Here is a 21,104-nt window from a genome sequence, read left to right on the forward strand (position 1 = left end):
TGTGGACTGCGCCGTGGTCGCGTGGTGGATTCCGTGTCCTGATTCGGTCCGCGAGGCGCCGCGTCGTTTGCTGTTCGGCAGGGACGGCGTCTGACTGTCCGTGACGTTTCCGCTGCTCGGAGGAGTGTCGATTGCGCCGAAAGTTGACACCCAACGAATTGGTATCGGTCCAGTGTGAGCGGTCCCACTGTGCGGTAGTGTCCGTCTGCCGCCGATCGGGTGGTGATTATCGTTGGACTTTGTTGGGTCTGGAGGTGGGGTAGCCGTGGACGTGCTAGCCCAAGAAGAGTTGCGGCTCGATGCCGGCGCGGTCGACTACGTGCTGCTCGCGCTGTACTTCGTGTTCGTGCTCGGCATCGGCTATCTCGCACGGCGCTCGGTCTCCACGAGCCTGGACTTCTTCTTGTCCGGGCGCGCGCTGCCGGCGTGGGTGACGGGGTTGGCCTTCATCGCGGCCAACCTGGGCGCGATCGAGATCATCGGCATGTCGGCCAACGGTGCCGAGTACGGCATGCCGACCATGCATTACTTTTGGGTCGGCGCGGTCCCGGCGATGCTGTTCCTCGGCATCGTGATGATGCCGTTCTACTACGGCTCGAAGGTCCGCAGCGTTCCCGAGTTCATGCTGCGGCGCTTCGGCAAACCGGCGCACCTGGTCAACGGCATCAGCTTCGCGCTCGCGCAGGTGCTCATCGCCGGTGTCAACCTGTACCTGCTGGCCAGCATCGTGAACGTGCTGCTCGGTTGGCCGTTGTGGGTGTCGGTGCTGGTCGCCGCCGCGATCGTGCTCACCTACACCGCGCTCGGCGGGTTGTCCGCGGCGATCTACAACGAGGTGCTGCAGTTCTTCGTGATCGTCGCCGCGCTGCTGCCGCTGACCCTGGTCGGGCTGCACAAGGTCGGCGGCTGGGAAGGCCTGGTCGACAAGGTGAGCGCCAGCCCGGGCGGAGCCGAGCAGCTCTCGGCGTGGCCGGGCACCGAGCTCACCGGGTTCACCAACAGCTTCCTGAGCGTGCTGGGCATCGTGTTCGGCCTCGGCTTCGTGCTGGCCTTCGGCTACTGGACGACGAACTTCGTCGAGGTCCAGCGAGCCATGGCCTCCAAGAGCATGTCCGCGGCCCAGCGCACCCCGATCATCGGCGCGTTCCCGAAGCTGCTGATCCCGTTCATCGTCATCGTCCCCGGCATGATCGCCGGTGTGGCGGTGCAGGAACTGGTCGTGTTCAAGGCGACCTCGACGGGCAACGTCGACTACAACGACGCGATCCTGCTGCTGATGCGGGACTTGCTGCCCAACGGCATCCTCGGCGTGGCGCTGGCCGGTCTGCTCGCCTCGTTCATGGCCGGCATGGCGGCGAACCTGAGCTCGTTCAACACGGTGTTCACCTACGACATCTGGCAGTCCTACATCAAGAAGGACGGGTCGGACCAGTACTACCTGAGCATGGGTCGCTGGGTGACCGTCGGCGCCACCGTGATCGCGATCGGCACGGCGTTCATCGCGTCCGGCTACGAGAACCTGATGGACTACCTGCAGCAGCTGTTCTCGTTCTTCAACGCGCCGCTGTTCGCCACGTTCATCCTCGGCATGTTCTGGAAGCGGATGACCCCGACCGCGGGCTGGCTCGGCCTGGTGCTCGGTACCGCGTCCGCGGTCGCCGTGTTCGCCCTCGCCGAGACCGGGGTGCTGGACCTGCCGGGTCAGGGCGCGAGCTTCGTCGGTGCCGGTGCGGCGTTCGTGGTGGACATCGTGGTCAGCGTGCTGGTCAGCATCGTGACCCGGCCGAAGCCGGACGAGGAACTGGTCGGTCTGGTGTACTCGCTGACGCCGCGGACGAAGCTGAAGGCATCGGCCTCCGGCGAGGACGCGGGCTGGTACCGCAAGCCCGGCTTGATGGCGGGCATCGTCCTGGTGATCACCATCGTGCTCAACATCGTCTTCGGCTGACCGGAGGAACCTCATGGCTACTGAGACACCCAAGCGCACTGCGGGCGCCTTCGACATCCGGTTGATCATCGCTGTGCTGTTCTTCCTGTACGGCCTGGTGCTCACCGTGCTCGGCGCCACCGCGAGCGCCGAGGACGTGGCGAAGGCCGCCGGGATGAACATCAACCTGTGGAGCGGGCTCGGCATGCTCGTGTTCGCCGTCGGGTTCGCCCTGTGGGTCAGGTTGCGGCCCCTGATCGTTCCCGACGGCTCGACCGAGGAGAGTGCCGCCGAGCACTGACCTCTCCCGTTCCGGCCCCAGCGGTCCGGAACCGACCGGCACCGCGCGCGGCGTCGTTGATCGTGGCTTCGGCCCGATCGGCGGCGCCGCGTTCGGGTGCCCGGGACGAATTCGCCGTTCGCAGGTCGAGAATGACCGGTTTCGGGTCGGCCGGGCGAGTTCGCTGGCTACTGTGATCGCGTGTCCAGACTCGTGACCTTGACCGCGACCTTGCTCGTCCTGCTCACCGCCGCCGGCTGCGCCACCGGAATGGGGAGGGCGACGTCGCAGCGGGAGACCGTGCCGGTCGTCGAGTTCGACGTGGACGCGGACGCGGTCTTCGACGACGCGTTCGCGCCGAACCGGCTCCGCTCGGTCGATCCGTGCGCGGCACTGCGTTCCGCCGGGCTGGAGCAGTACGGCGCACCCGCCTCCGACACCCGGGGCGAGCTGGGGTCCTGCTCGAACTTCATGAAGGACCACGACGGCGAGCAGTTCAACGCCACGCTGTACCTGGACAACGACGTCTACAACGTCGACACCCACCGCATCGGCGGTTTGCCGGGCGAGGTGCTGCCCGAGGACGAGACGTGCTTCGTCCGCACCGCCTACCAGGGATCCGGTGCTGACGTCCTGGGCGCCCGCCACGGCATGCAGGTCCAACTGCTCAGCGACGGTGCGGCCGACCCGTGCTCGGCCGCGGTGCAGATCATGACCAGGATCGTCGACACCATCCGCACCGATCCGCCGATCGGCGACGCCGCGGGATCGCTCGCCTCCTACGACCCGTGCGCGATGCTCAACCCCGTCGAGGCCCGCGACGCGCTGGCCGGCGCCACCGCGCCTGCCGTGGCCCGCGGTCTGTTCCGGTGCGGTTGGACGCCGGAGAACGGGGTGTCCGCGAACGTGCGCTTCGAGGCGGGCCGGGTGGAGACGGGGACGGTTCCGCCCGTCGACCTGGGCGGCAAGCTCGCCTCGGTGCTGCCGGGAACCACGCCGGGAACGTGCCGGGTGCAGTGGGAGAACCAGGGCACCAACGCCTCCGGGGACGACGAGTTCGTCGAGGTGTCGGTGAGCAACGCCGGGCCGATCCCGCTGGACCCGTGCGCGAACGCGATCGGGGCCGCCCGCGCGGCGCGGGCGAAACTCCCCCGGGGTTAGGGCGCCCGGCGCCGTGCGATCGATCGCCGCGGGTGGCGTTCGCCGTCCGGGCGCGCGACCCGGCGCACCCGGACCGGCACGGTCCGCGACGGGTCGTGAGCGTCGGCCGTCGGAAACCTGCGACGCGGATGACGAACTTCGCGCCGTTCACATGTGATTGCCCGCTTTCGCCCCGAGTCCCTGCCGCCGCGCGCGGTAATTCCGTAGGCTGCCGAATTACAACGACCATTGAAACGGTGGGAGGCAGCTCATGACCCGGACCGCCAACGGCGACGCCGACACGATTGCCGGAGCGGCCTCAGCGCAGTCGTTCGACTCGCTCGATCCGCGGACCGGTGAGGTCGTGGGACGGTATCCGCTGCACGACGCCACCGAGGTCAACGAGATCGTGGAATCGGCCCGCGTGGCCGGTCGGTGGTGGGCGGAACTCGGTTTCGCGGAACGGAAGAAGCGCCTCGACCAGTGGCGCGCCCGGCTGGTGCGCGGGATCGACGAACTCGCCGGGGTGATCTGTTCGGAGACCGGCAAACCGCTCGACGACGCCCGGCTGGAGCTGGTCCTGGTCATCGACCACCTGCACTGGGCCGCGAACAAGGCGGAGAAGGTGCTGCGCCGCCGCAAGGTCGGTTCCGGGGTGTTGATGTCGAACCAGGCCGCCACCGTCGAGTACCTGCCGTTCGGCGTGGTCGGTGTGATCGGCCCGTGGAACTACCCGGCGTTCACACCGATGGGCTCGATCGCCTACGCGCTCGCCGCGGGGAACTCCGTGGTGTTCAAGCCGAGCGAGCTCACACCCGGTGTCGGCCGCTGGCTGGTGGACAGCTTCGCCGAGATCGTGCCCGAGCACCCGGTGCTGGCGCTGACCACCGGTTTCGGTGAGACAGGTGCCGCGCTGTGCGCTTCGGGCGTGGACAAGGTGGCGTTCACCGGGTCCACCGAGACCGGCAAGCGCGTGATGACGGCGTGCGCGCTAACGCTGACCCCGGTCCTCGTGGAGTGCGGCGGCAAGGACGCGTTGATCGTCGATGCCGACGCGGACCTGCGGGCCGCGGCGGAGGCGGCGGTGTGGGGCGGCATGTCCAACGCCGGTCAGACCTGCATCGGCGTGGAGCGGGTGTTCGTCGTCGAAGCCGTCGCGGACAGGTTCCTCGAACTAGTCGCCGAACGCGCCAAGAAGCTCCGCCCCGGCGGCGAGCCCGGCGCCGACCTGGGGCCGATCACGATGCCCTCGCAGGTCGAGGTGATCCGGAGGCACGTCGACTCGGCCTTGGACGCGGGAGCCCGCGCGGTGATCGGCGGCAAGGACTCGGTGCGCCCGCCGTTCGTGGAACCGGTGGTGCTGGTCGACGTCCCCGCCGACTCGGAGGCCGCCGTGGAGGAGACGTTCGGCCCGACGATCGTCGTCGAACGCGTCCACGACGCGGAGGAGGGCGTGGCGCGCGCCAACCAGGGCCGCTACGGCCTCGGCGGCACCGTGTTCTCGCGCTCCCGAGGCGTCGAGCTCGCGCGGAAGCTGCGCTCCGGGATGGTCGCCGTCAACTCGGTGATCTCGTTCGCTGCCGTTCCGGCGCTGCCGTTCGGCGGTGTCGGCGACTCCGGGTTCGGCCGCATCCACGGTGAGGACGGGCTGCGCGAGTTCGCGCGCCCGCAGTCGATGACCCGCACCAAGTTCCGCAACCCGCTGAACCCGATGACCTTCGCCCGTTCGAAGGGCACGGTCGGCGCCGTCGTGCGGCTGATCCGCCTCACCCGAAGCCGCTGAACCGTCCCCGAGGAGGGGAGCTTTCCGAACCAGGCCGCCCCGCGGAACCGCCCGGTCGCGCTGTTCCGTGACAGAAAGGTTCCCTTCCTCGCCGCGATGGCCGTGTCCGCTGGAGCCGCGCCGGTGCTGGGCGATGTCCTCCCCGCGCCGGGGCTTCGGCCTGCTTGCGGATGACAGGAAGGTTCCCTTCCTCGGCTCGGTGACAGGAAGGTTCCCTTCCTCACCGGTGGGGCGACGGCCGGCGTCGTGACCGATGGGTGGAGGGCTGCCACGAGTAGGTCACGCGCCGCGCGGGGCGTGACCGGAATGTGGCCGACCCCGCGTAACCTGCCCGCTCGGAGTGATCGAATGTGCGCTCCGGAGCGGGAGCTTCCGCCCGGTTCGGATCGGCGTGAGGATGCGATGAGGCGGTTCTCCCGGGCACATTCGGTCCGGGAGTCCGTACGTTCCCGCGAACCCGGTCGTCGAACAGGTGGCGCCGCGGTCGCGAACCGGCGGCAAGGAGGCCAACGGTGAAGAAGATCATCAACGATCCGGCGACGGTGGTCGGCGACGCGTTGCGAGGTATGGCCGCCGCGCACCCGGAGCTGCTGCGGGTCCGCACCGACCCCGCGTTGATCGTGCGCGCGGACGCGCCGGTGGCCGGGAAGGTCGCGTTGATCTCCGGTGGCGGGTCGGGGCACGAGCCGTTGCACGGCGGGTTCGTCGGCGCGGGCATGCTCACCGCGGCCGTGCCGGGCGCCGTGTTCACCTCGCCGACACCGGACGCGGTGCAGGCGGCGATCAGCGAGACCGAGTCGGGCGCCGGCGCGCTGCTGGTGGTGAAGAACTACACCGGTGACGTGCTGAACTTCGAGACGGCCGCGGAGCTGGCCGGGCTGGAAGGCGCCGATGTGCGCGCGGTCATCGTCGACGACGACGTGGCGGTGAAGGACTCGACGCACACCGCTGGGCGGCGCGGGGTCGGTGGGACCGTGCTCGTGGAGAAGATCGTCGGCGCCGCCGCCGAGCGCGGCGAGAGCTTGGAGCGGTGCGAGGCGATCGCCCGGCGAGTGGTGGGCCAGGTGCGGTCGATGGGCGTGGCGCTGACCGGGCCGACGGTCCCGCACGCGGGGGAGCCGAGCTTCACGCTCAGCGAGGACGAGATGGAGATCGGCATCGGCATCCACGGCGAGCCGGGTAGGAGGCGCCTGCCGATGGAGAGCGCCGACGGCATCGTCGCGAAGCTGCTGGAGCCGATCCTGGAGGACCTGCCCTTCGCGGAGGGCGACGACGTCCTGCTGTTCACGAACTCGATGGGCGCGACGCCGATGATCGAGCTGTACGGGGCGCACGGCATCGCCGAGCGGCTGCTGGCCGAGCGCGGCGTCCGGGTGCGCAGGCGGCTGGTCGGCCCGTACACGACGAGCTTGGACATGCAGGGCATGAGCCTGACGCTGCTGAAGCTCGACGAGGAGCTCACCGAACTGTGGGACGACCCGGTGCGCACCGCCGCACTGCACTGGTGACTAGGACGGGTGGACTAGATGGGTTGCACGGCAACGGACGTGATCGGCGCGCTGCGCGCGGGCGCGGCGGCGGTCTCCGCGCATCGGGATGAGCTGATCCAGCTGGACAGGGTGATCGGCGACGCCGACCACGGCGAGAACATGGACCGCGGTTTCCGCGCGGTCGTGTCGAAGTTGGACACGGCGGTGCCGGAGACGCCGGGTGCGGTGCTCAAGCAGGTCGCGACCACGTTGATCTCGACGGTCGGTGGCGCGTCCGGCCCGCTCTACGGCACGGCCTTCCTGCGCGCCGCCGCGGCGGTGGGCGATGCGCTGGAGCTGGACGGTCCGGCGGTGGCCGCGGCGCTGCAGGCCGGGTTGGACGGGGTCGTCGCCCGCGGCAAGGCCGTGGCGGGGGACAAGACGATGGTGGACGCCCTGATCCCGGCGGTGGACGCGGCGAAGGCGGCTGCCGCCGACGGTGCCGGTCCGGCCCGGGTGCTGGCGGTGGCCGCGGAGGCGGCGAAGTCCGGGGCGGAGGCCACCGAACCGCTCGTCGCCCGCAAGGGGCGTGCTTCTTACTTGGGAGAACGCAGCGCGGGGCATGTCGATCCGGGCGCCCGGTCGACCGCGTTGCTGCTGTCCGCGTTCGTCGAATCGAGGTCCGTGTGATGAGTGTCGGCCTGGTCATCGTCTCGCACAGCGAACAGCTCGCCGCCGGTGTGGCGGAGCTCGCCGCGCAGATGGCCCCGGACGTGCGTGTCGTGCCCGCGGGTGGTCTGGCGGGCGGTGCCGTCGGCACCGACTTCGAGAAGGTCTCGGCCGCGCTGTCGGATGCCGACTCCGGTTCCGGTGTCGTGCTGCTCTACGACTTGGGCAGCGCGCAGATGACGGCGGAGCTCGCCGTGGAGTCGCTGGGCGATCCGACGACGGCGATCGTGGCGGACGCGCCGCTGGTCGAGGGCGCGGTGGCCGCCGCAGTGGAGGCGCAGGGCGGCAAGGACCGGGATGCGGTGGCGCGGGCGGCGACCGGCGCCGGGGTCGGTTCGGAGGCGGAGCAGGCGCCGGTCTCCGAGGCCGGGGAGTCGATCACCGAGGAGATCGAGCTGCGCAACGAGGTCGGCTTGCACGCTCGTCCGGCGGCGTTGCTGGCTCGCAGCCTCACCGGCCTGCAGGCGGACGTCCGGGTGCGGGCGGGCGACTCGGAGGCGGACGCTGCGAGCGTGCTCGGCCTGATGGGCCTCGGTGCTCGCAAGGGCGACCGGATCACCCTGGTGGCGACGGGCGCTGACGCGAGCGCTGCGGTGCAGCGCATCCTCGACCTGGTGGACCAGAACTTCGGCGAATGAGCCCGGCGGGGCGGGCCGCGACAGCGCCCGCCCCACCAGCGCGGTCCGAAGTGGACCGGGCGCTCGGCGCACTGGGCGGCGAAGCCGTGCCTTGCGGCGAAGCCGTGCAGTGGGCGAGCGAAGCGAAGCCTGCCTCGCGGCCGAAGGCCGTGCCTGTATGCGCGTCAGCGCATAGCCCACGTCGAAAAGCCGGTCACCCGCCACCCGGACACCCCGGCAAAACGAGCCTCACCCCGAACAACGTTAGGCTGGAGCGATGCCGCTGCGCCCCCGTTCTCTCGGCCTGCCGGTGGTGCTGGTGTCGTTGCTGCTGTGGGCCGTCGGCTGCAGCGGTGTCGCGCAGCAGCGTCCGGAACCCGCGTCGGACCGCGAGTCCGCGACGGTGGCCGGGGCTCTCGGTGATCCGCGCACGGTCGACCCTTGTTCGCTGATCGATCCCGCGTCGCTGGCGAAGTTCGGCGAGGCGCGCGACGCGGGCACCGTCTCGTTGGACTACTGCCTGTTCCGGGTGCGGCTGGCCGAGGGCGCGCTGGCGCAGTTGAAGGTCGGCGAACTCGCGCGGGAAGCTCTGGAGCAGGCCGATCCGGTGGTCGGCGCGGGTGCGTTCCGGATCGCGCGGGAGGCGCCGTTGCCGGGGCACTGCACGCGGCGGGTCTTGTTCGGCGACGGCACTTCGTTGCTGGTCAGCGCCGATCAGCTCGACGGCGGGACGGGTGCCGCGCTGTGCGGGCTGGCCGAGGCGGGGGCGGGTGACGTCGTCGCCGCGATCGGGCGGCACCAGGTGCGCCACCGCCCGTACCCGCCGAATTCGCTGGCGTTGAGCGACCCGTGCCGGGCGCTCGGCACCGAGGTGGTGCGCGAGGTGCCGGGCCTGGAGGAGGCCGAACCGGTGGCGTCCCCGGCGGGCCACCAGTGCCAGTGGGGGCAGGAGGACGCCGCGTCACCGCGGGTGCGGTTGGTGCACACCGCAGGTGATCCGCCGGCCGTGCTGCACGGGTCGGCGGTGGAGGAGTCGATCGCGGGCCGCCGCACGGTGACCAGCGTCGTCGGCGGCGACCCGAGCACCCCGTTGTGCTCGGCGGAGACCGGGCACATCCCGTTCGGCGAACCGGGTGGCGGCCAGGTCGAGGTGGCGATGATCGTCGTGGCGTACCCCGACGGCACCGGGTTGGACGCCTGCGAGTTCGCCAGGGGCCTCGCGGAACGCGCGTGGCCGGGACTTCCTCGGCCGTAGGCCGCCCGCGAGGGCTGGATACGGGCACGAGCCGGTGCCGTTACGGTGGGGGCGTGCCGCGCCGCAACCGTCCTCAGCGCCCACCCGGTGACTCGCCGGGGCCGGGTCCTCGGCCGATGGGTTCCGGTTTCGGCTGGTCCAGGGTGGAGGAAGGACCGGACGGCGAGTGGGTGGTGCGGACCGTTCCGGCCGCGCAGGCCACGAAGACCTACCGCTGTCCCGGCTGCGATCACGAGGTGCGGCCCGGGGTCGGCCACGTCGTGGCGTGGCCCGCCGATGAGCAGGGCGACGTCGCCGACCGGCGGCACTGGCACAGCGGGTGCTGGCGGGCCCGCGGTCGCCGCGGCCCCACTCGGCGCTGGTCCTGACGGGCATCTCACACCGGTGCGATCAGGTGGGCGTGGGAGGATCGAGCCGATGAGCACCGAGATCCGCGCCAACACCGTGCTGCCTGCCGAGCGGGAGCAGATCACCCTGCACACCGCGGATGAGCTGCAGTTGATCGGTGAGTTGTCGTTGCCCGCGAACGGTGCTCCGCGAGCCACGCTGGTGTGCCTGCACCCGCTGCCCACGCACGGCGGGATGATGGACTCGCACCTCTACCGCAAGGCCGCGTTCCGGTTGCCCGCGCTCGCCGACCTCGCCGTGCTGCGGTTCAACACCCGCGGCACCGCCAGCGAGGCGGGGCGCAGCGAGGGCTCGTTCGACAACGGCGACTCCGAGCGGTTCGACGTGGCCGCGGCGCTGGAGTACGCCGAGTTCCACGACCTGCCGAACGTGTGGCTGGTGGGCTGGTCGTTCGGCACGGACCTGACGCTCGTGCACGGGCTGGATCCGCTGGTGCGGGGCGCGATCCTGATCTCGCCGCCGCTGCGCTGGAGCACGGAGGAGCACCTGCGGGCGTGGGGCGAGTCGGGCAAACCGGTGCACGCGCTGGTGCCGGAGTTCGACGACTACCTCCGCCCGGACGAGGCGCTCCGCCGGTTCGCGACGATCCCGCAGGCGCGGGTCACCGGGTTCGACGACACCAAGCACCTGTGGGTCGGGAAGGCGGAGGCGGCGCTGGACGCCATCGTGGACATCGTCGCTCCCGACGTCGCCACGCCGTTGCCGCGCACGTGGGACGGCCCGTCCGAGACGCGTCAGGTCACCATCGTCGGCCAGTGAGCGCGGACCTCGGCGTTCCCGGCGAGTGCGGCACTGCGGACTTCGAGAGCTCGCGCACCTGGGGCGAGTGGCCCCCGATGTGGTGAGCCCTGCCTGCGCTCCGCGTCGGCTCCACGACCGTGAACTCGTTTCCCCTGGTGTGCCGCAGGTTCTCGCGGATCGGCGGCAGAAGCGGATCCAGGGGAGAGGCGCGGCGGGGTCAGGTGCGTTCCGCCCGGCAGAGGTAGGCGCGGGGAGTGCTGCCGATGCGGGTGAGGATGACCGTCGCCTCGGTGCCGCCGCGCGGTTTGAGCCTGCGGCGCAGCGCGTCGGGGTCGACGTCGACGCCGCGGGTCATGATCTCCAGCCGTCCCACGTCGTGTTCGCGCAGCAGTGCCCGCAGCGCTTTCTCCGCGTACTTCCCGTGGTCGATCACCCGGAACGCCCGGATCCCGGGTGGTGGCGCGTCGCCGGTGAGGTAGGCGATGCGCGGGTCGAGCTGGCCGAGCCCGTGCCGCGCGGCGTAGTGGCGCACCAGTCCCGCGCGCACCACCGCGCCGTCGGGGTCGACGATCCACTGCCCGACGTCGAGCACGGGGCACTCGTCGGGGGCTCGATCGGTGAGTTCGTCGGGAGGCCCGTCGGCGCGCAGCACGGTGGCGCGCCGCCGCACCCCGTCCTCGGCGAGGTCGCCGAGCCACACGGCGGCTTCCCGGACCTGCCCGGCGAGCGAAACGATCTCCACTTCGGCGTGGCCGGGGATGGCGTCGAAGTCGAGGCCGGGCGCGCATTTCACGACCATGTCGCGGCCGGCGTAGACGTCGAGCAGCGCGTCCAGCGGTGGCACCAGGTCGGCCGGGTTCCAACGGCGGCGGCCGGTGCCGTCGCGGCGCGCGGGGTCGGCGACGATCGTGGTCCCGGTGGTGGCGGGGCGCAGCGCGTCCGCGCGCGCGAGCCCGACGGGGCGGCCGTCCGCGGTGAGGTTGTGCCGGGCCATGGCGAGCCGCACCTCGTCGAGATCGGAGCCGACGCAGCGCTCGGCGACCAGCGCCACTTCCCGGAGGTCCGCGCCGATCGAACAGGTCACGTCGTGCACGGCGCGGCCGGTGAGGCGCCGGGCGCGGTGCCGGGCGACGGCGGCGGTGGTCGCCTGCTGCAACGAGTCCGCGGTGAACAGCCACTGCCCAGCACTGTCCAATTTGGACTCGGCTTTGCCGCGCAGCACGGCGGTTTCCAGCACGGCCGCGGCGAAGCGCGGTCCGGCGGCGGCTCGAGCGGCGGCGACGTCGGCGAGCCGCGATTCCGCGGTCAGCGGCCGTTGCGCCACCACCGCGACGGCCTCGGACCCGGCGGCGGAGCGCAGGAAGGCCACATCATCGAGGTCGAAGGCGTACGCCACCTGATCTTCACCACCGCACACGTGTTCTGCCTGGACCGCCGCACTTTAGCCGCCACCGCCGAGAGCCGGTGAAACACGTTGCCCGGAAACGAAGCCCGGATCCCGTTCCGGACACGTGCCCCAGCAGGTCCGGTCCGAGCCGGGGTGTCGTCGTCGACGAGGGCGTTGGTCGCGTCGACCGCACGGCAGCCCTCAGTTTTGGCCGGTGGCAGGTCCTCCGCCGCGCGACGCCCCGTCCGCGGACCGGCTGCCACCCGCTCGAAGGCGGGGAGCAGAAGTCTGGTCTTCGGCGGGACCACCGGACGGATCTGCACTGGCGGCGAGCGGTGACACCGTCGGCGTGGACATGGGGCCATCGGCCTGTGCTTGGGGAGCGTGGACATGCTGATCGCCCACCTGTCAGACCTGCACCTCGACTGTTCGTCGCGGGCCCGTGCCCGGGTCCAGCGGGCTCTGGAGCACATCCGGGCGCTGAACCCGCAGCCCGACCTGGTCCTGGTCACCGGCGACATCGCCGAGCACGGGGCGGTCGAGGAGTACGAGCTGTTCGCCGGGGTAGACGCCCTGATGGTCCCGGGCAATCACGACCGCCGTCGCCCGATGCGGGCCTTGCTCGGCCTCGCCGAGTCGGACGAGCCGATCACCAGCGTGCCGAGCCACGGCTCGGCACGCCTGCTGCTGGCCGATTCCGTGGTGCCGGGTCAGGATCACGGCTTCCTGGCCGAGGAGAGCCTGGAACTGCTGAACGAGGCTGCGGCGGAACCGGGCTTGCTGGTCGTCGCGGTGCACCACCCTCCCCTCGAGATCGGCAGCGACCTGCTCGACCCGATTCGCTTGATCGAGCCGGAACGGCTGATCGGGCCGCTCACCGCCCGACGGGGGCCGAGCGTGATCTTGTGCGGGCACGCCCACATCGCGGTGGCGAGCGAGGTGGCCGGTGTCCCGGCCCGGATCGCCCCCGGCATCGCGTCAACGCTGCGCCTTATCCCTACGAGCCCGGCGCCAACGAGCTGGACCGGGACGCGGAACCGGCCGTCGTGCTGCACCAGATCGATGATCTTGGGCGAGCCGTCGGCCACTTCCACACCATCCGGTGAGTCGTCGGCGTCCTGCACGAGCATGACCCGCTCGTTGCACGCCCGCGCTCGCTCAGACCGGGGCCGGGTGCCGATCGTGGTGCGCGCCGCCGATGAGGTGCATTTCGCCGCAGCCGTCATCGCGGGTGGCCGGCCTGCGGCACGGGACCAGATCACACCTGGGACCGCGGGGCGTAGCGGGACGGTGTGGAAACGGCGTTGCCACACCATCCCGCCGCGTTCATCGCTCCCGCGGCCGAGCGCGTCGAGCCAGAACTCACCGCCCGGTGAACTCAGCCTTGCCAGGACCGTTCTCGATGAACGAGCGCATGCCGATCTTCTGGTCCTCGGTGGCGAACAGCCCGGCGAAGATCTGCGTCTCCAGGCGCAGGCCGTTGTCGAGGTCCATGTCGAGGCCGCCGTCGATCGCGGCCTTCGCCGCCGCGAGCGCGCGCGCCGGGCCGTTGGCGAACTGCTCGGCCCACTTGCGGGCCGCCGCGTACACCTCGTCGGCCGCCACGACCTCGTCGACGAGGCCCAGTTCCAGGGCTTCGGGGGCCTTGACGAACCGGCCGGAGAAGATGATGTCCTTCGCCTTGCTGGGCCCGACGAGCCGGGCGAGCCGCTGGGTGCCGCCGGCACCGGGGATCACTCCGAGCAGGACTTCCGGCTGACCGACCTTCGTGGTGTCGCCGATGATGCGGCGGTCGCAGCTCAACGCCAGTTCGAACCCGCCGCCGAGCGCGTAGCCGGTGATGGCGGCGACGGTCGGCTTCGGGATCGCGGCGACGGCGCTCATCGCGGCGGTGAGGCCGTTCTCCTCCTTGACGGCCATGTCCGAGTAGGACATCTCCGCCATCTCCTTGATGTCGGCGCCGGCCGCGAACACCTTCTCGCCGCCGTAGACGATCACCGCGCGCACGTCGGGGCGTTCGGCCGCCTCCGCCGCCACGGCTTTCAGCTCCTGCTCGATCTGCCGGTTCAGCGCGTTCATCGGCGGCCGTTCCAACCTGATCGTGCCGATGGCGCCTTCCACGTCGAGCCTGACGAACTCACCCACGCCGCAACCTCCTCGTCGAACTGCCGCTTGCCCGGAGGCTATCCCGCGTTCCCGCCGACCGTCAGTGTCGACGATCTCAGTAGTGGTGTCGCACGGCCCCTTGCGCGGCCGGAAACGGCACGGGCCCCCGCTCGGCTGGGAGCGGGGGCCCGTCGCGCGGGTGCGGTCGGTCAGGCGCGCCTGCGGGCGAAGTAGCGGTCGCCGCTCTGCTGCAGTTCCAGGTCCTGGTCGAAGGTCTTCGAGAGGTTGTCCTCGGTGAGGACGTCCGCCAGCAGCCCCTGCGCCACGGTGGTGCCCTCGCGCAGCAGCAGGGCGTGGGTGAACCCCGGCGGGATCTCCTCCACGTGGTGGGTGACCAGCACCGAAGCGGGTGCTTCCGGATCCATGGCCAGCGCGGACAGCCGGGCCACCAGGTCCTCGCGCCCGCCCAGGTCCAGCCCGGCGGCGGGTTCGTCGAGCAGCAGCAGCTCCGGGTCCGTCATCAGCGCGCGGGAGATCAGGGTGCGCTTGCGCTCGCCTTCGGACAACGTTCCGAAGGAACGGTCGGCGAGGTGCGCCACCCCGAGCAGGTCCAGCAGTTCGGACGCCCGGTCGGTGTCCATCTCGTCGTATTCCTCGCGCCACCGGCCGAGGACCGAGTACCCGGCGCTGACCACCACGTCCCGCACCAGTTCGTCGCCGGGCACGCGGGAGCCCAGCGCGGCCGAGGACAGGCCGATCCGCGGGCGCAGCTCGAACACGTTGGTGCGGCCCATGCGTTCCCCGAGCACGTCGACGGTGCCGTCCGACGGGTGCAGTTCGGCGCCGGCGAGTTTGAGCAGCGTGGTCTTGCCCGCGCCGTTCGGTCCCAGCACCACCCAGCGCTCGTCGAGTTCCACCGACCAGTTCACGTCGGACACCAGCGCGTTTCCACCTCGCCGGACTCCGACTCCGTCCATCCGGATGACCAGGTCGTCCACGTCCACCTCCCAGCCGTTTCCGGCCGCTCTGCGCACGGTTCCGGCGCCGTTCGGACCGCCTGGCGATCACCCGCCGGTCCCCTCCGGGACTCATTCTTCCGGTCCCGCACCAGGTGCTTGCGGCCGGGCTCGACCGGGGGCGCCGGGCACCGCCGTCCCGGTGCCCGGCGGGCGGAGCGCGGAGGCCGGTCCCGCGCGCGAACGAGGGCGCCGTCCGGTGGACGACGCCCTCGCCGCGGCGGACGTCTCAGCCGACGGGGGCGTGGCCGCCGTCGACGACGGGGAGCCCGGCCGCGCGCCACGCCCGGAACCCGCCGATCAGGTCCGTGGCCCGGCCCAGGCCGAGTTCGCGGGCCTGCGCGGCGGCGAGGCTCGACGCGTAGCCCTCGTTGCAGACCAGCACCACGGGCTGGTCGACGCGCAGGCCGTCGAGCCGGTGCGGGCTGGACGGGTCCAGCCGCCACTCCAGGACGATGCGCTCCACGTTCAGCGCGCCCGGGATCTCGCCTTCGGCGAGCCGGTTCGACTCCGGCCGGATGTCGATCAGGAGGGCCCCGTTGCGCTGCAGCTCCGCGGCGCCGCGCGGATCGACCCGGTCCAGGTCGCCGCGGGCGTCGGTGAGCAGGTGGTCGATGCCGTACGGGCCGAAACCAGGGGCCTCGTCGGCGTGGGGTCGTTGCGTCGGCACGGTGACCTCGCTCATCAGATGTTCTTCCGGATCGGGCCTGCCGGCTGCGGCGCCACGGGCGGCACGTCGGAGAGGTCCGCGTAGTGGCGCACCGGCAGCAGCGGCGGCGAGTAGGCGTGCACGGTGGCCGCGTTCACCGCGCTGGTGTTGCGGACCTGGTGCGCGCGCCCGGCGCCGAATCCGATCGACGAGCCGGTGCCGTGGTGCGCCTCGCGGATGGGGCCCGCCGGGTAGCGGTAGTCCTCCCGGACCTCGCCGAACAGCACCGCGAACGATCCGGAGGCCCCGCCGTGGTCGTGCGGTTTCGTCCCCTGGCCGGGCGCCCAGGACAGCAGCCACAGCTCGACGCCCGAGGTGAGGCCGAGCCGCGCCCACCAGCGCTCCTCGTCGTGGACCTCGACGAGGTCCAGCAGGGATCCGGTGAGTTCGGTGATGGCCAGCGTGGTGAGGTCGCGCAGTTCCTTCGGCGTCCACAGCTCGTGGTCCGGGCGGATCGAGTCGCGCAGCAGCGGCAGGTCCAGGGCGGGGTGCAGCTCGACCGCGCCGAGCTCCGGGATCTCTTCGGTCGGCGTGTACTGGGAGACGTGCGTGGGTGCGGACATGGGCGTTTCCGTTCCTTGGTTCGTGAGCTGAATCGGAACCGGGCCGATCGACGGCGCCCCAGCGCTGGAGCGCGCGGCGTGCCGCAGGGCAGGCGGGGAGGTGAGGAATCGCGATGCCGCGTCGTCGACCCGGTGGGGTCACGGGAAGTTGCGGTCAGTGACAAGCCGAAGTGACGACCAGGAACAGGTCGATCACGCGATCACGAGTAAGCAACGAATCCGGCACGGACCGGATCCTGGCATGTCCGAGCGGGTCGCGGCCAGCGTGGGCCGGTCGCGTCCCGCGATGTGGGCGTCGGTGGGGCTCGTGTGACAGGAAGGTTCCCTTGTTCGCGCCTTCGTCGCCGAAGGCGTCTCGTGGCTGTCGACCAGTGCGGATCGGTGGTGGGAGGTGTTCGCGGCGTCAGGCCGGACCCGGCGGCGGGGAGGTTCCCCTTCGCCGGACCACTGTGCAAGATCGGACCGCAACCCCCGTGGAGCGTTCCTCGATCATGGTGCGCGGTGACATCGGGTCGATCCCAGGCTCCGAACGGTGAGCGATGTTCCGCTATTCGCTAGCGGATCCCGCCACGGACCGTGATCATCCGCAGTGGACGGGACCGTGCAGCAGTCCGGTGCGGAACGCGGCGACCCGCTCGCCGCCGGTGAGGGCCTGGCCGCCGACAGCATCGCGGGACGCGCTGTCGCTGACCAGCAGGGATTCGATCGCTTCGTCCAGGTCGCCCGCGGAGAGCTCGGGTTCGGTGGCCGTGTAGGCCCCGGTGAGGCAGCTGATCGCCGTGCCCGCGGCGGCGCCGGTCGTCGGCCGCCCGAGCGCGGTGAGCGCGGCGAGCGCCTGCCGGGCCGCGAGCAGGGTGGCCGTCGCCTGATCGCCGATGTCGCGGTGCAGCTCGTCGAGCCCGGCCGGGTCGTAGCCGATCAGGCCGCGCTCGGCGCAGTACCCGACCGGGTCGGCCGGGCAGTCGCGGGCGGCGCGCACCGCGGGCGGCGTCCAGGGTCGGCCCGCGGCGGCGACCTGCTCGCCGAAGAACTCCGCCGCGGCGGCGCCGGTCCGGTCGATCACCGCCTCCAGCGGTTCGTTGCCGTCGTCGGGAACGCCGCTGGTGGGGGCTCGATCGACGGGGACGTCGGCGCAGCGGCCCGGCCCGTCCCGGTGGCCGTCCTGGAACGCGGTGATCCGGTCGAAGGAGGTGCCGTGCGCGTCGCCGGAGGACGCGTCGGTGCCGATGGGGTCGCGGAACACGATCAGCGCGTGCAGCGCCTGGTCGAGCTGCTGCGGGGAGACGCGCAGGTGTTCGGTGCGCCCGTCGGCGGCGGCGCGCAGGAACGCGCCCGCGTAGCAGTCGGCGCCCGCTTCGACGCGGGCCGCGTCGGTGCCGGCTCCGACGTCCACTCCGGACCGCTGCTGCACGGCGTGGCCGATCTCGTGGGCGAGGACCACGGCGACCGCCGCGTCGCCGTAGTGCTCGCGCAGCACCGGCAGCAGCGCCGCGCGGTCCCAGGCGATGGCGTCCACGGACGCGCAGTAGTAGGCGTTGCCCTCCAGGTTCGAGACCGTGCCCGAGCACGGCGGGGGCCGCCCGGTGCTCGCGGTGGTGTCGACGGAGAAGTAGCCGCCGTCGAGGTCGTGCCACGGCCGCCCGGCCACGGCGGGCAGCGTCGCCGCCCAGTACGCCTGCACGTCGCTGATGACGGTGGCGGCGAGCCGGTCGACGTCGCCGCCGTCGGTGCCGTGCACGAACCCGGGGTCGACCGTCGCCGATCCGGCCCGGCCGGGTGGTGTCGGCGCAGGTTGCGAGCACCCCGCGACCCCGAGGACGAGGGTCAGCAGGGCAGCGGAGAGGATCCGGATCCGCCGAGTGCGCACCCCGTCAGCTTCGCATCATCGAGTTGATCACCCGGCCACGGCGTCGTCATCGGGCTGCGAGACTGTCGGACACGCCTGGAGCCGGGTGCGTCGACCACGAGTCGCGGAACCGGTCGCGCGCCTCGTCGGCCGATCGCCGGAACGGGCGGCGCCGCACGGGTACGCGTGCGCGGCCGGACGTTCAGAATCAGACATCGACATCGACCGCGAGATAGGGTCAGCCGCCGTGAGAGCCGTCCACCGATTCACCGTTCGAGCACATCTGCCGGAGCCGTTGGCGGCGCTGGGAACCCTGGCCACGAACCTGCGCTGGACGTGGCACCCGCCGACGCAAGACCTGTTCGCGGCGGTGGACCCGGCGGTGTGGTCGCGGGTGGGCGGCGACCCGCTGCGGCTGTTGGAGGAGGTCCCGGCGGAGCGGCTGCGCGGGCTCGCCCAGGACGACGAATTCCTGGCCCGCACCCGCGCCGTCGACGACGACCTGCGGCACTACCTGTCGGTGCCCCGCTGGTACCAGCAGCGGCAGGCCGAAGGCGCCGTGCTGCCGTCCTCGGTGGCGTACTTCTCGATGGAGTTCGGGGTCAGCGAGGCGCTGCCGAACTACTCCGGCGGGCTGGGCGTGCTGGCGGGCGATCACCTGAAGTCGGCGTCGGACCTGGGGGTGCCGCTGATCGGGGTGGGCCTGTTCTACCGCTCCGGCTACTTCCGGCAGGCGTTGTCCGAGCAGGGCTGGCAGCAGGAGCACTACCCGGTGCAGGACCCGAAGGGCCTGCCGTTGGAGACGCTGACCGAACCTTCGGGCGAGCCGATCCTGGTGCGGGTGGCGATGCCCGGTGGGCGCGTGCTGCGCGCGCGGATCTGGAAGGCCCAGGTGGGCCGGGTTCCGCTGCTGCTGCTGGACACGGACTTGCCGGACAACGACGACGACTTGCGCGGCACCACCGACCGGCTCTACGGCGGGGACTCGGACCACCGGATCCGGCAGGAGATCCTCGCCGGCGTGGGCGGGGTGCGGGCGGTGCGCGCCTACTGCGAGCTCACCGGCCACCCCGAGCCGGAGGTCTTCCACACCAACGAGGGCCACGCCGGTTTCCTCGGGCTGGAACGCGTCCGGGAGCTGCACGGCGCGCCCGGCTTGAACTTCGACGAGGCCGTCGCCGCGGTCCGCGCGGGCACCGTGTTCACCACGCACACCCCCGTTCCGGCGGGCATCGACCGGTTCCCGGTGGACCTGGTGCGCCACTACTTCGGCGACGGTTCCTCGCAAGCGCTGCTGCCGGGGGTGCCGACGGAGCGGGTGCTGGCGCTGGGCGCGGAGAACAACGCGGGCATGTTCAACATGGCGCACATGGGGTTGCGGCTGGCGCAGCGGGCGAACGGGGTGTCCGCGCTGCACGGCGGCGTGCTGCGCACCATGTTCCGCGGGCTGTGGCCCGGTTTCGGCGTGGAGGAGGTGCCGATCGGCTCGGTCACCAACGGGGTGCACGGGCCGACGTGGTCGGCGCGGGAGCTCGGCAAGCTGCTCGGCGAGTCCGAAATGGACAGCGGCGCGGGTTTGCGCGGCATGGAACCGGTGAGCGACCCGTTGCTGTGGGAGCTGCGCAGTTCGCTGCGCCAGCGGCTGGTCGACGAGGTGCGCCGCCGGCTCCGGCAGGCGTGGTTGCAACGCGGTGCCTCCGACCTGGAACTGGGCTGGTGCGACTCGGTCTTCGACCCGGACGTGCTCACCATCGGCTTCGCCCGCCGGGTGCCGACCTACAAGCGCCTCACGCTGATGCTGCGCGACACCGAGCGGCTGCGGCGGCTGCTGCTGGACCCGCAGCGCCCGGTGCAGCTGGTGGTGGCGGGCAAGTCGCATCCGGCCGACGAGGGCGGCAAGGCGATGATCCAGCAGATCGCGCGGTTCGCCGACGATCCCGAGGTGCGCCACCGCATCGTCTTCCTGCCGGACTACGACATGTCGCTGGCGCGGTACCTCGTGTCCGGCTGCGACGTGTGGCTCAACACCCCGGTCCGCCCGCTGGAGGCGTGCGGCACCTCGGGGATGAAGGCCGCGCTCAACGGCGCGCTGAACCTGTCGGTGCGCGACGGCTGGTGGGACGAGCTGTTCGACGGCGAGAACGGCTGGGCGATCCCGAACGCCGACGGAGTCACCGACCAGAACCGCCGCGACGACCTGGAGGCCGCCGCGCTCTACGAGCTCATCTCCACCAGCGTCGCGCCCACCTTCTACGAGCGCAGCACCGACGGGGTGCCCGGCAAGTGGATGTCGATGGTGCGGCACACGCTGGCCACGTTGGGCCCGCGGGTGCAGTCCTCCCGCATGGTCCGCGAATACGTGGACCGCTACTACGGTCCGGCGTCGCGGTCGGTGCAGGCCATGACCGACCAGGACTTCCACGGCGCGAAGGAGATCGCGGAGTACGGGGCGCGGCTGAGCGCGGCGTGGTCGTGGGTGCGGATCGGCTCCACCCGGATGTCCGTGGACGACGGGGCGACCCCGCTGCTGGGCGGGCGCATCACGGTGCGGGCCGAGGTGGACCTGGCGGGCCTGGAACAGTCCGATGTGGACGTGGAGGTCGTGGTGGGCCGCGTCGACGACGCCGACAAGCTGCACGAGTTCACGACGGAGTCCATGCGCCCGGCCGACGACGGCCACTACGAGGCGACGGTCACGCTGCCGCACGCGGGCCCGACCGGCTACACGGTCCGGGTGCTGCCCAAGCACCCGCTGCTGTCCGGCGCGGCGGAACTGGGCCGGATCGTCCTGGCGTGACGAGGCGGTGCCGAGCGGCCAAGCCAGGCGCCGAACCCCGCCCCAAGCAAGCGAAGCAAAACCCGCCAAGCGGCCGAAGGCCGTGCCTAGCGGCGTAGCCGTGCGGTAGGCGAGCGAAGCGATGCTTGCCTTGCGGCCGAAGGCCGTGCCTTTGCGGCGAAGCCGTGCGGTAGGCGAGCGAAGCGATGCTTGCCTTGCGGCCGTAGGCCGTGCCTTTGCGGCGAAGCCGTGCGGTGGGCGAGCGAAGCGATGCTTGCCTTGCGGCCGAAGGCCGTGCCTGTAAAGCGCGAAGCGCTTTAGCCCACGTCCACAAGCCGACCACCCGCGGGTT

General features: G+C 71.7%; 17 protein-coding genes and 1 pseudogene. 12 read left to right on the forward strand and 6 right to left on the reverse strand.

Features of this window, described 5'->3' with window-relative positions:
• Positions 1 to 265 precede the first annotated feature (265 nt).
• From OOZ19_RS18860 to OOZ19_RS18905, 10 genes are all read left to right on the forward strand, one after another.
• Positions 266 to 1,948, forward strand: a complete 1,683-nt coding sequence (locus OOZ19_RS18860; protein ID WP_266091435.1) for a sodium:solute symporter family protein — start codon at positions 266 to 268, stop codon at positions 1,946 to 1,948.
• A 13-nt stretch (positions 1,949 to 1,961) separates the two neighbouring features.
• Positions 1,962 to 2,228, forward strand: a complete 267-nt coding sequence (locus OOZ19_RS18865) for a hypothetical protein (protein WP_266091436.1) — start codon at positions 1,962 to 1,964, stop codon at positions 2,226 to 2,228.
• A gap of 180 nt (positions 2,229 to 2,408) precedes the next feature.
• Positions 2,409 to 3,368 carry a hypothetical protein gene (locus tag OOZ19_RS18870; RefSeq protein WP_266091437.1) on the forward strand — a complete coding sequence of 320 codons (960 nt, stop codon included), beginning with the start codon at positions 2,409 to 2,411 and terminating at the stop codon, positions 3,366 to 3,368.
• Between the two features lie 250 nt (positions 3,369 to 3,618).
• Complete coding sequence (locus tag OOZ19_RS18875) at positions 3,619 to 5,130, forward strand: aldehyde dehydrogenase family protein (protein WP_266091438.1); 1,512 nt, start codon at positions 3,619 to 3,621, stop codon at positions 5,128 to 5,130.
• Positions 5,131 to 5,642: 512 nt separating this feature from the next.
• Positions 5,643 to 6,638, forward strand: a complete 996-nt coding sequence (gene dhaK, locus OOZ19_RS18880; RefSeq protein ID WP_266091439.1) for a dihydroxyacetone kinase subunit DhaK — start codon at positions 5,643 to 5,645, stop codon at positions 6,636 to 6,638.
• Between the two features lie 18 nt (positions 6,639 to 6,656).
• Positions 6,657 to 7,289 carry a dihydroxyacetone kinase subunit DhaL gene (gene dhaL, locus OOZ19_RS18885; RefSeq protein WP_266091440.1) on the forward strand — a complete coding sequence of 211 codons (633 nt, stop codon included), beginning with the start codon at positions 6,657 to 6,659 and terminating at the stop codon, positions 7,287 to 7,289.
• Complete coding sequence (gene dhaM / locus OOZ19_RS18890; protein ID WP_266091441.1) at positions 7,289 to 7,966, forward strand: dihydroxyacetone kinase phosphoryl donor subunit DhaM; 678 nt, start codon at positions 7,289 to 7,291, stop codon at positions 7,964 to 7,966. The genes dhaL and dhaM overlap by 1 nt, the downstream gene beginning before the upstream one ends.
• 256 nt (positions 7,967 to 8,222) lie before the next feature.
• On the forward strand, positions 8,223 to 9,200 hold the full coding sequence (locus tag OOZ19_RS18895; RefSeq protein ID WP_266091442.1) for a DUF3558 family protein: 978 nt from the start codon (positions 8,223 to 8,225) through the stop codon (positions 9,198 to 9,200).
• 53 nt (positions 9,201 to 9,253) lie between these two features.
• Positions 9,254 to 9,568, forward strand: a complete 315-nt coding sequence (locus OOZ19_RS18900) for an Rv1322 family protein (protein WP_266091443.1) — start codon at positions 9,254 to 9,256, stop codon at positions 9,566 to 9,568.
• 49 nt (positions 9,569 to 9,617) lie between these two features.
• On the forward strand, positions 9,618 to 10,367 hold the full coding sequence (locus OOZ19_RS18905) for an alpha/beta hydrolase (protein ID WP_266091444.1): 750 nt from the start codon (positions 9,618 to 9,620) through the stop codon (positions 10,365 to 10,367).
• A gap of 199 nt (positions 10,368 to 10,566) precedes the next feature.
• On the opposite strand, the gene OOZ19_RS18910 is transcribed toward OOZ19_RS18905, so the two are convergent.
• On the reverse strand, positions 10,567 to 11,745 hold the full coding sequence (locus OOZ19_RS18910; protein ID WP_266091445.1) for a THUMP-like domain-containing protein: 1,179 nt from the start codon (positions 11,743 to 11,745) through the stop codon (positions 10,567 to 10,569).
• A 381-nt stretch (positions 11,746 to 12,126) separates the two neighbouring features.
• On the opposite strand from OOZ19_RS18910, the pseudogene OOZ19_RS30205 reads away from it, so the two are divergent.
• Positions 12,127 to 12,654: pseudogene (locus OOZ19_RS30205) on the forward strand (metallophosphoesterase); the annotation flags it as partial.
• A 444-nt stretch (positions 12,655 to 13,098) separates the two neighbouring features.
• Here OOZ19_RS30205 and OOZ19_RS18920 read toward each other — a convergent pair.
• The 5 genes from OOZ19_RS18920 to OOZ19_RS18940 all read right to left on the reverse strand — a co-directional run bounded on the left by OOZ19_RS18920 (position 13,099) and on the right by OOZ19_RS18940 (position 17,997).
• Positions 13,099 to 13,881 carry an enoyl-CoA hydratase/isomerase family protein gene (locus tag OOZ19_RS18920; protein WP_266091447.1) on the reverse strand — a complete coding sequence of 261 codons (783 nt, stop codon included), beginning with the start codon at positions 13,879 to 13,881 and terminating at the stop codon, positions 13,099 to 13,101.
• Positions 13,882 to 14,051: 170 nt separating this feature from the next.
• On the reverse strand, positions 14,052 to 14,819 hold the full coding sequence (locus OOZ19_RS18925; protein ID WP_266091461.1) for an ABC transporter ATP-binding protein: 768 nt from the start codon (positions 14,817 to 14,819) through the stop codon (positions 14,052 to 14,054).
• A gap of 268 nt (positions 14,820 to 15,087) precedes the next feature.
• Complete coding sequence (locus tag OOZ19_RS18930; protein WP_266091448.1) at positions 15,088 to 15,543, reverse strand: rhodanese-like domain-containing protein; 456 nt, start codon at positions 15,541 to 15,543, stop codon at positions 15,088 to 15,090.
• A complete protein-coding gene (locus tag OOZ19_RS18935; RefSeq protein ID WP_266091449.1) occupies positions 15,543 to 16,130 on the reverse strand; it encodes a cysteine dioxygenase in 588 nt (195 codons plus the stop codon). The genes OOZ19_RS18930 and OOZ19_RS18935 overlap by 1 nt, the downstream gene beginning before the upstream one ends.
• A 580-nt stretch (positions 16,131 to 16,710) precedes the next feature.
• Positions 16,711 to 17,997 carry a neutral zinc metallopeptidase gene (locus OOZ19_RS18940; RefSeq protein ID WP_266091450.1) on the reverse strand — a complete coding sequence of 429 codons (1,287 nt, stop codon included), beginning with the start codon at positions 17,995 to 17,997 and terminating at the stop codon, positions 16,711 to 16,713.
• Positions 17,998 to 18,223: 226 nt separating this feature from the next.
• Between OOZ19_RS18940 and glgP the strand changes: the two genes are divergently transcribed.
• Positions 18,224 to 20,773 carry an alpha-glucan family phosphorylase gene (gene glgP / locus OOZ19_RS18945; RefSeq protein WP_266091451.1) on the forward strand — a complete coding sequence of 850 codons (2,550 nt, stop codon included), beginning with the start codon at positions 18,224 to 18,226 and terminating at the stop codon, positions 20,771 to 20,773.
• The last annotated feature ends 331 nt before the right edge of the window (positions 20,774 to 21,104 follow it).

It is taken from the genome of Saccharopolyspora sp. NFXS83 (genome assembly GCF_026241095.1).
Lineage (GTDB): Bacteria > Actinomycetota > Actinomycetes > Mycobacteriales > Pseudonocardiaceae > Saccharopolyspora_C.